Below are 12,772 nucleotides of genomic sequence, written 5' to 3' on the forward strand. Positions count from 1 at the left end.
CTATCGTAAAGAACGCCAGAGAGATCGATGGAAGTCGTTGGGCCGACATCCTGGAATGCCTGCTCAGGGCCATACGTCCGCTTGTGGCCACTAAAGCCGGACGACACAACCTCTGTTGAGTACTTCACTCCCGAGTCGGTAACCTGCCTGGTTCCCTGGGTCGAAATATTGACAGTGTCGCCTGGCGTCTTGACCACGCCGTTGCCAACTTCGGCCCCACCGCCGATACCAATACTTCCGCCAGCAATAATCTGGCTGTCGATGTTGATGGCACTCGCCGCCGAAATATTGCCTGCGGCAGTGACGACTCCGGCATTCGATTTGGTCATCACCGACTCGATCGTGGTCCGGGTATCGGTTGTCTTCTTGGTGTAGTCCTCGATCTTGTCGTGCAGTGCGTCAGGATGGATATAGTAGTGCTGATCGTCCGTGTAATAAGACAACGGGTCGAGCGTGTACTCGTTATTGGTACCTTTTGGGGTAATCGTCACGCGGTTCACTGCGTGGACGGTGGTTTGATCCTGGAATCCAATCCCACCCTCCAATCCATATGCACCGCAGTCTGAAGCGCCTTGGCCATTGCCACCGCCACCGCTGACGCAGTTCAGATTCTTCAACGTGCCAATGTCAAGACTGCCGCCCGATTCGATCCGCGCGCCGGCATTAACTACGTCGCCCAGCGTCATATTGCCAAGGCTGATCACATTCGCGCCCTGCTTATTGATCAACCAGCCGCTCATGGTCAAGGTATCGCGCGCGCCGATGGTGGCATCCTTCTCATTCGTCACCGCGCCGCCCATCACGACGTTGCCGCCGTAAATCCGCCCGCTATTGAAAGTGTCGCCACCCGTGACAGTCGTGGTGCCGATCGCATTGACCACGCCGGTGACGGCATTGGTAAACGTGTCGACATCGAGTGTGGTATTGGTCGCGCTGATCGAGCCGTAGTTATTCAGTTCCGTGGCCGACAGGCGCAGGTCCTTGGCCGCGCTGATCGTGCCGTTGTTGGCGTTGGTGTACTTGCCGTTATTGAGAATAATCTCCAGATTATTCTCGGCCGCCACCGTGCCAATGTTGGTGAAATCGCCATCCATGACCAGGCGCAAGGTGCCGGTGGACGCCATCACGCCGTCGGCGCTGAATTTCTTCATGTTCGCCGTCAGCTTGGTGGTCGCATCGGTACGACCGCTGGTATTAATGAAGTCAGCCGTGTCGATGGTGACTTCTTCGCCGCTCAGCTGGCCGCCGCTGTTGTCGATGCTGGTCGTGCCAGCCACCTTGAGGTTCTTCAGCGCCACAATCGCGCCGTTCACGTTGCCCACCGTGGCCGCATTCACGGTCACCGTGTTCGATGCCAGCAAGCCCTTGTCGAACGCGCCGTTGTTGGTATTGCTGTTATCGATCGCCGCCACGTCAACCACCAGGTTGTTGTGCGCAAACACCGTGCCGCCGACGTTATTCAGTACCGGCGCCTTGAGCGTCGTGTCGAGCGCCGACTTGATATTGCCGTCCTGGTTATTGATGCCGCTGGACCCGGTCAGGCTCAGCGCCTTCAATGCCAGCATGGTCGAGCCGCCGGTATTGTCGATGCTGGTGCCGTCGATGGTCAGCTTGCCGTCGGCGCCGATGTAGCCGCCGTTCTGCTTGACGCTGCCGCCGGTGATCGTGATATCGCCCTCGCTGACGATCCCGCGCTCGGTGCCGCTGTGATCGTTGGTGAGGGTCTTGGCGGCGATGGCGATACCGCCCACGCCCGACTCGATCACGCCGGCATTGTTGCTGACGCTGTCGGCATCGACCTTGGCCGATTTCAAGCCGGACAGCACGCCGCCGGCATTGTTCACGTCCTTGGCCGCGACGATCAGATCGGTACCCGAGCTGATCACGCCGTCAGCATTGTCCAGCTTGCCCTTGAGGCTGCCGAGCTTGACCTCGCCCTGGCTGGCAATCCGGCCGCCCTGCATGTTCAGCAGGTCGGCGTCGGTCTTTGCGTGCACACTCGTCAGGCCATAGATATCGCCCTTCTGATTCCAGATGCCCTTGGCTGCGTCGATCTCGACTGTCGATTTGTCGCTCTGGATCGTGCCATCCTGGTTGATGAGGATGCCTGCGCTGCTGCTGAGCACCACCTTCTGCGCCGCGCCGATCAGGCCGCCGGTATTGTTGACGCCATTCTTGCCGATAATGGTCGCGTCGGTGCCGGCAACCAGGCTGCCGCCCATGTTGTGCACTTCAAGTTTGGTCGTGACATCGAGCGCCGTCTTGGCACTGACCACGCCGCCATTGTTGTCGAACGTTCCGACGTTGACGGTAACCTTGTCCTTGTTGCTGACCACCTGGCCCTTGACGTTGCCCAGCGTGCCGCTGTACAGGCTCACTTCGCCATCGGCCACGATATTGCCGCCGGCATTGTCCGTCAGGCCAATCGTCGAGACATTGACCGTGTCGGCGGCGGTGATGTTGCCGCCTTTATTGAGCAGGTCGCTGCCGGCGATGCCGATCGTGCCGGCCGCGCTGGTGATGGTGCCGCCATCGTTGATCATGGCGCCCATGCCCGAGTCGAGCGAGACCAGATGGTCCGCCGCGATCAGGCCGCCGCTGTTGATCATGCCGCGGGCCTTGAATTCGACCACGCCGGTGGCGGACAAGGTGCCGTAAGTGTTGTCGAGTACGCCGGTGCCGGCGTCGAAGAACAGGTTGTCGCCGCTGATCGCCACGCCGCCGGTACGAATGCCCATGGCTTGCACCAACAGGTCCGTCCCGAACTGATAGGTAAAGTCGAGCGCGCTGAAATCGACAGCTTGCTGCCCCATGCCGAACGACAGGCGCTTGCCGGCCGCGAGCTTGGCGCCGGAGGTCGCCACCAGGCCGCCGCCGTAAATGGCGGCGTTATTGCCAGCAGCGAACTGCCCGTTGCGATAGTCGAGCGTATTGAATGATTGCAGGGAAATATCGCCCTGCGTGCTGATGTTGATGGCGGCCGCCTGCACATCGGTGCCGCTGACATTGACGGCGGTGTTGGCCGCCAGCACCGCGTTGTTCAAGCCGACCTTGGTGCCGGCCACGGTAATCGTATTGCCTGCCTGCAGATTGCTGCCGTTCAGTGCCACGTCCGCGCCCGTCATGGTGATGTTCTTGGTGACGGCGATCTGGATGCCGTCGGCGTCCAGGCGCGAAGTCGGGCCGGATGACTGGATGCCGAAGCTGTCGCCGGCGGCAATGGTGCTGCCGGTCAAAACAGCGTCGCCGGTGGCCAGGGTCACGCCGCCATTGCTGGCAAAGCGTCCACCCGAACCATCGAAACGCGCGCCCTGGGTATTGATCGTCAGCGCTTGCTGGCCGATGACCTCGCCCTTGCGGCCATCGAAGGCCGCGGTGGTGAGGCTGGCGCCGCCCTGCGCGCTGACCAGGCCGCGCACATTGTCGAACGCGCCGGTCGTGGCCACCAGATTGGCGCCGGTGGTGATCTTGCCGTCGGTATTGTCGAAGCGGCCGGCCGAATTTAGCGTAGTGCTGCCGCCGCCGGAAATGACGCCCTTGCGGTTGTCGAACGCGCCCGTGCCCGCATTGGCGCTCAGTGCGCCATTGCTGAGCATCGAACCGCTGACCGAGGTGATGCCATTCGCGCTGACGGCCAGCGCGTTGGCGCCGGTCAGCTTGCCGTTGGTATTATCGAGCGCGCCGCTCGCCCCGATGGTCAGCTTGTTCGCCGCCACGATGCTGCCGTCGCGGTTGCCCAGCGCGCCATTGGCGGCAATCGTCACGTCCTTCCCGCCCGCGATCATGCCGCCAGCGGCAGGCGCGCCGGTCCCAATGGCACCATTGTGCAACTGCCCGCCCGTCAGGCTGACGCTTCCCTGCGCGCTGCGGATGGTGCCGGCGCTGTTATCGACCGTGCCGCCGGCAGCGGAGACCAGGTTCAGGTCGCCGTTCGATGCGAGCGTGCCGCCCACATTCTGTACGCTGCCCGCGCCCAGCGTGAGCGCGTCGCCCGCCAGTATGCTGGCGCCGCTGTTGACCAGCACGCCGCTGCCAGCCTGCACGGTCATGCTCTTGCCTGCGCTCAGCAGAGCGCCGCTGTTGTCGATACCCTTGCCCTGCACAGTCGCGTTGGCGCCGGCCGTAATGCGGCCCTGGGCATTGCCGAGCGCTCCCTGCGCGACGAGCGACAGGTCCTTGCCCGCACTCATCAGGCCCTTGCTGCTGTCGATATTGCCACCGGCAATCGTCAGGTTGCCGGCCGCCACGATGGCGCTGCCCGCGCCCTGGCTGGCAATGTCGCCGGCATCGATCGCGACCGATGCCTTGGCACTCTGCACGATGCCGCCACGGTTATCGAGCAGCGCCTTGCCGGCGTCGAGCACCAGATCCTGGTTGGCGATGATGATGCCGTCCACGTTGCCCACGCCCTTGGCCGCAATGCTGGCCGCGCCGCTGGCCTGGATCTGGCCACCCTGGTTGTCGAGCGCGCCGCCGAGGGTCTTGAGGTCGACCGTCAAGTCCTTGCCTGCGCTGATCAAGCCGTTCTTGCTGGTGAGCGATGCGGCATGGATGCCGAGCGCGCCGTTGGCAATCAGCTTGCCGGCATCGTTGTCAATGCCTTTGGTCGTGCCGAGCAGAATGTCGGTGCCCGCCTGGATCGCGCCGCCCTGATTGGAGAGCGGACCAGTGACAGTCAGGCCGATCTGCTTGGTGGCAACGATGTTGCCGGCCTTGTTGACCAGCGCGCCCTGGACTTGCGCGTCCAGGCCCTCGCCCGCCGCGATGGTGCCGCTGCTGTTATCCAGCTCGCCCGCGCTTGCCAGGGTCATGCTGCCCTCGCTGGTCAACTTGCCCTTGACGTTCGTGATGGTGCCCGCCGTGCCGGTATCGATGGCCAGCTTGCCGCCGGCCGTGACCTGGCTGCCGCTGTTGTCGAGTCCCTGGGTATGCAAGGTGACGTTGCCGTTACTGCCGATCAGCGCCTTGGCGCCGCTGTCGACCTTGCCGGCCGTCAGGTCGATGCCGGTGCTGCCGACCAGGGTGCCGGCGCGGTTGTCGATGTCGCCCGCCTTGATGTTCAGGCTGGTGCCGGCCTGGATCTTGCCGGCCTGGTTGTCCAGCGCCTGCACGTGCATCGCGAGCGCCGTGTTGGCCACCACGCTGCCGCCCGCGTTGCCGAGGTTGCCGGCCACTACGTCGAGCTTGCGCAGGGCGCCAATCGTGCCCTTGCTGTTGTCCAGGGTGCCGCTGCCACTGTTGATGACCAGGTCGCCATTGCTGACAATGCTGCCGCCCGTGCTGTCGATGCCATTGCTGGTGAGCTTCAACGCCGGCGCATTGGCGGCGGCATCGGTGGCGAGAATGGTGCCGCCGCGATTGCTCAGTACGCCGTTGCCGACGTCGAGCGTGACGTTCTTGCCGATGGCCCGGCCATCATCGAGGACAACGCCCTGCGCTTTGACCGACAATGCGGCGTCGGTGAGGAAAGCGCCGCCCTGCGCGCCCGGCAGGGTACTCTTGCCCAGGTCGATGCCGGCGGTCGTGACGACCGTCAAGTCCTTGAATGCCGAATACTGGCCGCCCTTGAGCGAGGTAGCGGTCACGCCCAGCTTGCCGCCGGCGTTCATTGCGGCGTCCTGGGCGTTGATCGCCGCGCTGCTGCCGATGGCGATATCGCCCCCAGCCTGGATGCTGGCCTGGCGCGCGTCGAGCGCCGCGCTGGCAATACTGGTGTTGGCGCCGCTCGACAGAGTGGCCTGCGCCAGGTTGGCCGCGCCTGTTTTCAGGCTCAGCAGGCCCAAGGCCAGCATGTCGGCACCGCTGGCGTCGACATCGCTGCCCTTGCTGTCGATCAGCAGGTCGCCGGCGGCGGCGCTGATGACCGTGCCTTGCGCCACGATCGCGTCGCCGGAGATGGTCACGCCCTTGCCTGCGCGCAGCTGACCGCCGCTGAGGTCGATCTGGCGCGCCGTCAGGGTCAGGCCCTTCTCGCTCAGCACGCTGCCTTTGGCACCCTTGAAGTCGCTGTTGTCGAGGTCAAGTACCAGATTGTCGCCGCTGGCAATCTTGCCCCCGCTATTGTCGATGCTGCCGCTGTTGATGACGGCCCCGCCCACGCCGACGATCGAGCCGCCTTTGTTGTTCAGGTCGGTGGCACCGCCAGCCGTCACCGGCTTGCCCGCGATGCGGTCGAGGCCAGTACGGGTCTGCAATGTCAGTTGGCCGCGCGCCAGAATGCTGCCGCCGCCATTGTCGATGCCGCCGTCGTGGGCGGCCAGCGTGACCGCGCCGTTGGCGGCGATCGCGCCGCCGGCATTGTCGATGGTGGCGCCGGAGAGCGTCGCGCTGCCCATGGCCGATACCGCGCCGCCAGCGACGCTGATGCCCTTGCCCGCGTTGAGCACCACATTGCTGCCGGAAGAGACGCTGCTATTCGCGGCGTCGATCAGCCCGCTTGCATCGAGCACGATGGCGCCCTTGGCGATGAAGCCGCTGTTGGCCGCCAGCCCGGCGCTGCCGCCGGCGTGGATGTTGTTGGCCTTGACCGTGATGCCGCCAGCCTCGCTGCGATGCAGGCTGCCGTCCGCCGTGTAGTCCGCGCCGCGGGTATCGAGTGCGATATCGTTCTTCGCTGCCAGGGTCGCGTTGGCGGCGTCGATGCCTTTGCCGTCGACCTGCAGGCGCGCACCGCTGGCGAGGTGGCCGCCAGCCAGGACGATACCGCCTGTGCTCGCTTGCAAGCTCAGGTCGCCTGCGCTCGACAGGCGGCTGGCGCCGGCATCGATGCTCGCGGCATTGATTTGCAGCTCGGCATTGGTGGCAATCTGCGTGCCCTGCAGGCTGGCGCCTTTGCCGGCCTTGATCGCCACCGCGCCGTTGGCGTTGATGTCGGCGCCGGCAAGGCTGACGTTGTCGCGTCCGGTGACGGCGATGGCGCCGTTGCTGATGATGGTCGCGCCGCCGGCTTGCACCCTGTCGGCGGACAGATCGACGTTGCCGCCGGCCTTGATGTCGCCCTTGTCCAGGTCAATCCCCTGGCCGGCGGCGATCACGATCTGCGCCTGCGACGAGATCTGCGCACCGGCCGCGTCGAGGCGCTGGGCGCTGATGCTGACCGGGCCGCCCGCGCGCAGGCTGCCGTTGGCGCTGTTGATCACACCGCCCACGCTCAGGGTCAGGTCTTTCCCGGCTGCCACGGCGCCACCGCTGTTGTTGAGTGCTCCCGCCGTCAGGGTAAGGGTCTGGTCGGCCGCGAGCTTGCCGCCGATATTGGTCAGTTCGGCTGCCGCCAGGGTCATGGCGCCCTGCGCTTCGATCAGGCCGCGGTCGTTGCCGAGGCGCTGGCCGCTCGCTTCGATGATGACGTCCTTGCCGGAGCGCAGCTGGCCGTCGGTGTTGTCGACATCATTGCCGCGCATGACGATGCTGCTGCCCGTGGCCACGCTGCCGAAACGGTTTTTCAGCGTACCCACCGACAAATCCATGTCGCCGGCCACGACGACATTGCCGCCGTTGTTATCGAACACCTGGCTTTTTGCGTCGAACACGGCCTGCGCGTCGGACGACAATACGCCGCGGCTGTTATCGATGCCGTTGCCGCGCACCACCAGCGCCGGGGTGCCCGTGCCGCCGGACTCGGCCACGACCGTACCCTGGACGTTGCTCATGCGTTCCAGGCCGGCGTCGAGCACGATGTGCTTGCCGCCCACTTGCGCCCGGTCGGTGACAATGCCTTCGGCACGCACGGCAATATCGCCGCCGGCGAGGATGGCGCCGCCGGTCAGGTCGAGCCGCTTTTGCATGCGGATATCGACATCGCCCGCGGCGGACAGCTTGCCGCCCTGCTGGCTCTGGCCGGTAACGGTCAGCTTGCCGCCGGAAATGGCGCTGCCGCCCTGCATCAGCAAGTTGCCGGCGTCCAGGGTGAGGCCGCGCGCGCCGGACAGGCTGGCGTCCCGCAGGTCGACGCCATCGGCCTTGATGGCGACGCCGGCGCCGCTCTCCACCAGCAATTGCTGGGCGTGCAGGTTGCGGCTGCTGAGGCCGACGTTGCCGTTGGCGGCAATCGCGGCCTTGTCCAGCCAGGCGTCGCCCGTGACGGCCACGTCCACATTGTTAACGGAAGCCAGGGAGGCGCCGGCGGCGGACAGCTTGTTTGCCTTGAGCGTCAGTGCCTGGCCGGCTTGCAGCCTGGCTGCGGTGGCCACGATGTCGCTTGCCGCAAGATCGAGCATGCCATTGCTGGCGAGACTGGCGCCGCCCAAGTCGAGCGTGGCGCCCGTGACGGCGAGCGTGCCGCCGGCGCTGACTTCGCCATCGCGCCCCAGCAAACGCTGGGCATCGATGCCGATGTCCGTGGCCGCGGCGATCGCGCCTTTTGTATTGTCGAGGCGGTCTGCCTTGATCGTGACGCCTGCCCCCGTGCTCTGGATGATGCCGGCGGCGCTGTCGATCAGGCCGCTGGCAGTGAGCTTGACGGCCTGGCCGGCTTGAATGGCGCCCCCGGCGTTATCGAGCGAGCTGCCGGCGAACGTCAGCGCGCCGGCGGTGATCAGCTTGCCTTTGTTGTTGTCGAAGGCCCCGTCCAGCACCAGGTCGCTGGTGGTGGACAGGGTGCCCTCGCGGTTGCGGATGCTGCCGACGCCGGTGAACACGGCAGCCTTGGATGCCACCGTGCCGCCCGTGTTGTCGAGCGCGCCGCCACCGGCATGCAAGGCCAGCTTGTCGGTCGCCACGATCTTGCCGCGCGTATTGTCGATGCCGACAGCGCGCACATCGATGTTGCCGGTCGCGTAGATCACGCCAGCTGTATTGTCCAGCTTGCCCTTGCCGGCATCCACCACGATGAATGCCGCCGACACGGTCGCAGCGGCGGTGCTCACGCCCGCGCCGCGCAGATCGATTGCCTTCTTGCCAGTCAATTGACTGCCCTGCACGTTCAGGGCTCCGGCGGCGTTCATGGTCAGATCGGTTGCGGCCGCGAGTACGCTGTCCGACACGCGAATCTGGCCAGCCCTGACCGTGACCGCGTCGTTGGCGGCCCACTGCTGCTGGTCGGCAGCGATGCTGTCGGCCGTCACGTTCAGGGCGCGCTCAGCCTGCAGCACGCCGCCCTTGCCATCGATGCTGTTGGCCTGCAAGGTCAGGCCGGTCGCTGAATAGATGCTGCCGCTGCTGTTGATGCGCTCGGCGGCCAGCACCAGCGTTTCGCTGGCGGACTTCTGGATCAGGCTGCCGCTGTGGTCGATCTGACGGGTGCCCAGCAATACGGCCTGCTCGGCGCGCAGCACGGCGCCACTGTCGATGGCAACGCGCTCGGCCGCGGCAATGCGCACATCACGCTCGGCGTTGGTTTGGCCAAGCAGGGTCACCTTGCCGCTGCTGGTCAGGTCGACATCTTTCTTGCTGTAATTGTCTTTCAGGGTCAGGTCGCCCTGCGCGCTCAGGGTCAGGTTTTCCGTCAGCGCTGCAATGCGGCCGGTGCTGTTGACGCCCAAACCCTTTTCAGTGGCGACCAGATAGATCTGGTTGGCATACATGCCGCCCAGGTCGGCGATATCGATCGCGAACCTGGGCGCGTTGCCCGAGCCATCTTGCGGGGTGGCCTTGAGCGTACCGTACAAGACCTTGTTGGCGCCAAGGACTGCCTGCAGATTCTTGGTCGAGATTTCACCTTCGATGACGATGCCGCGCGCCAGCAGGTCGAGCTGCTCGACATTGCTCGCATTCAAACCGCCAGCGCCGATGGTGATCACGCCGCGCTGCACGTTCAGGCTGTCCAGCTGACCGGCGCTGTTGTACTGCGGCGTACCCGTGGTGAGTGTGGCGCGGCCGGCGGTATTGAGAAAGCCGCAGCCGTCGCAACTGATGCCGTTGGGATTGGCAATCACCAGGTCGGCGCGCTGCCCTGCAACTTCGATGTAGCCGTTCAGGCGCGATGGATTGCCGGACGTGACTTCGTTCAGGATGATGCGCGCGCTGGTCGTACCAAGCTGCATGTTGCCGTTGACGATGCCACCGAGCTGGGTGCTGGTATTGTCGCGGCTATTGTTCAGGATCAGGCCCTGCTTGTCCACATTGAACTGGTCGTAGCGGTTGTGCGACACGCCCGCCGCGCTCGGCGGCGCGATCAGCACGATTGGCACGCCGTTGGCGGCCGCATCGACCAGCGGCTTTTGCCCGGCCGGCGCATTGCCCGCGGCTACAACCTGCGCGTAAGCCGGCCCCGCCACCAGCGCCGTCTGCAGGATCTGCAGCACGATCATCATCCTGGCCACCGTCCGTGTCCATGGCCGGCCAGTGCGGCCCGCGCCATCGATCGGCTCTTCCAGCTGCGCCTGGATTAGGCGGTCGGCTGCTGTCAGGGTGGATTGTTTGCTTTTCAACAAATGGCGGATTGGTGATTTCATGAGGTCCTTGGGTGCCGGAACGGCGTCAAACGGTGTGCTGCGGGGACTAACTGCCTGGAACTGCGTCGATCAGCGTGAATACGTGATCGATACATAAGGCGTGAGCGAGCGCGTTTTGAAACGCTCCGGCTTGCTGACCGGGGTGGCGAGGCTGACATCGAACACCAGGCCCTTCCATCTGCCGCGTATGCCGGCCGCGAGGCCGGCCAGCGTATCGCCGACCAGGCTAAGGGTGCTGGGCCCCGATACCTTGCCGACATCGAGTGCAATAAAAGCGCTGCTGTCGATCCCGGCGATCGATGGCAAGCCGGTCGAGAGGTCGTTACGCAGGATCGCGCCGCTTTCAGCCAGCAGCACGCTGTCGCCGTCGAAGCCACGCACGCTGTAGCGCCCGCCGATGCTGATCTGGTCGGCCGATAGTGTCATGTCGCTGGTCTTTTGCAGGCGCAGGCTGGCGCTGTACTGCAGCGCGCGGTCGGCCAACTTGAGCGGCTGGCTGTAGGATGCATTCAGGCTGACGATGCGCGGGCGCAGGGTCAGGCCGCCGTCGGCCGCGCTCGGATAATCGTCTTCCGCGCTGCCCAGGCCGACGCCCATGCGATAGCCCAGGTCGAGGTCGAGCATGCCCTGGCCGAGGTACTGCTTCAGGGTCACGCCGCCCTGGGCGCCGGTGGTGCGGCGGCGCTGCACGACCAACTCCACGTCATCGAGAAAACTCTGGGCGCGACGGGTCGAGATGGCGGCATACACGCCGGCCTTGGCCGACGCCGTGCGCCACGCCAGGTAGTTCCACCTGGCCTCGGCCGTCTTGCTGCTGCCACTGGATAGAAAACGCGCTGTCGTTCCTTGCACGAACTGGGCGAAACGGCTGCTGCTGTGCGACATGCTGAAGGTGTGGTAGTCCCAGGGAATGCTGTAGTTGGCCGACAGGCTGTAGCTGCGATGGTCGCGCTTGGGCTGCTGGGCATTGATATTGCTGCTCAGGCTGAGGATATCGTTCAGGCCGGCGGCGTTATCGAGCGACAGCGAACCGGACAACTGCGAACGGCCCAAGGCTTCCGAGCCGGAGTTGTCCAGAGTCATGGAGGCGCGCGTGCGCTCCAGCAAGGTAGCGGAAGTGCGCTCGACCAGCACGACGCTGGTGTCGGCATCCATGCCCGGCTCGATGCGGGTAGTGACAGTCTGGCTCGGCAAGCGCTTCATCTGCTCGACGCCCTGCTCCAGGTCGCGGATGTTGAGCATGTCGCCGGCGGACAGGGGGAACGCGTTCTTCCAGGTGCCCCAGTCATTGTCCACCACGTCGCCCGGCACGCCGGCTTTGACCATCTTGACGCCGGCGACACGGCCAACGTGCAGCGCGAACACCAGTTTGCCTTCGCTCAGGTTTTGCTGCGGCAGGCTGACCCGTGTAGTGACGTAACCCAGCGCGATCAGCCTGGCGTCGAGCACGGCGGCGATCTGGCGCACGCCTTGCACGCCAACGCACTGGCCGACGAACGGCGCCACGGTTGATGCCATCGAGTCGAGCTCCTGTTTGTTACCGACAGTAATAGTTCCGATGACGAAACAGGGTTTCTCGATTGGCAACTTACTCATGTCGCTGGCCGCTTGCGCCGGTTGCAGCAGGTCGGCCTTGGTCTGCAATTGCTGCTGCTGTTCGCGCGTGCGTTCCTCCTGGCGCCGGATGCCTTCCTGCGCAACGTCGAGCGGATTGAGCGTGACCGCGCCCTGCGCCGGAACCTGCTGCGCCGAGGCGGCGGACGCCGACATGAGCAACAGCGCGGTGCGCACGAGGGAACCCAAGCTGTTGCGGCGAAGGGTGAAACAAGGCGATATATTAGTTTGAGTAGGAAGCATGGCGGGCGGCGACAGCCCATCTACATGGGCTGGGCTGTTGCACAAATCGTAACGAATCGAGCATTTTAGCAGATATGCGTGCACCTAAGAAATTGTTTAAATACAATATCTCGCCAATTCTTGATATTGATCAGAATTTACCTTGAATGCACTGGGGCACCATACAGTGTAAAAATGCTACCTCCATAGTTAATTGTGATTGCAAATTGGCATTTCTTTCCTCACTTACGCCTTTCTTTTTTTGCAGCATAAATACAACACAATTTTGTAACTGCCAGTGATTGGCGACTTCGCCGAGCAACTCATCTGTCCAGGCGGCAGGCGAGAGGCAAACCAGTGCGATCCCGGCCATGGACCACCCATGGGGGTACACATCGGCCTTTGCCAAGGTTGTGCTGTAGCGAAGTAGATAACGTGGGATTTGCCAAATGGACCGTGTTCGGCGGGTTGGCGGACGGTCAAAAGGAAGCACGGGTGTGTTCGCTCGGCACCGGCCGTATGGCTCCGGGTCCCAAGTCTTGTTC

General features: G+C 64.4%; 3 protein-coding genes. All 3 read right to left on the bottom strand.

Annotation, left to right across the window (positions count from 1 at the left end):
- Positions 1-10,391, bottom strand: a 10,391-nt coding sequence (locus RBA40_RS31645; protein WP_306652736.1) for a two-partner secretion domain-containing protein, incomplete at its 3' end; no start/stop codon positions are given.
- A 69-nt stretch (positions 10,392-10,460) separates the two neighbouring features.
- On the bottom strand, positions 10,461-12,194 hold the full coding sequence (locus RBA40_RS31650) for a ShlB/FhaC/HecB family hemolysin secretion/activation protein (RefSeq protein ID WP_306652737.1): 1,734 nt from the start codon (positions 12,192-12,194) through the stop codon (positions 10,461-10,463).
- Positions 12,195-12,378: 184 nt separating this feature from the next.
- A complete protein-coding gene (locus RBA40_RS31655; RefSeq protein ID WP_306652739.1) occupies positions 12,379-12,600 on the bottom strand; it encodes a hypothetical protein in 222 nt (73 codons plus the stop codon).
- Between the last annotated feature and the right edge of the window lie 172 nt (positions 12,601-12,772).

Source organism: Massilia pseudoviolaceinigra (genome assembly GCF_030846505.1).
Lineage (GTDB): Bacteria > Pseudomonadota > Gammaproteobacteria > Burkholderiales > Burkholderiaceae_D > Telluria_A > Telluria_A violaceinigra.

What these genes read in the sequence shown, in the direction of transcription:
- RBA40_RS31655 (WP_306652739.1), bottom strand. Translation starts at nt 12,600, where the DNA reads ATGGCCGGGATCGCACTGGTTTGCCTCTCGCCTGCCGCCTGGACAGAT.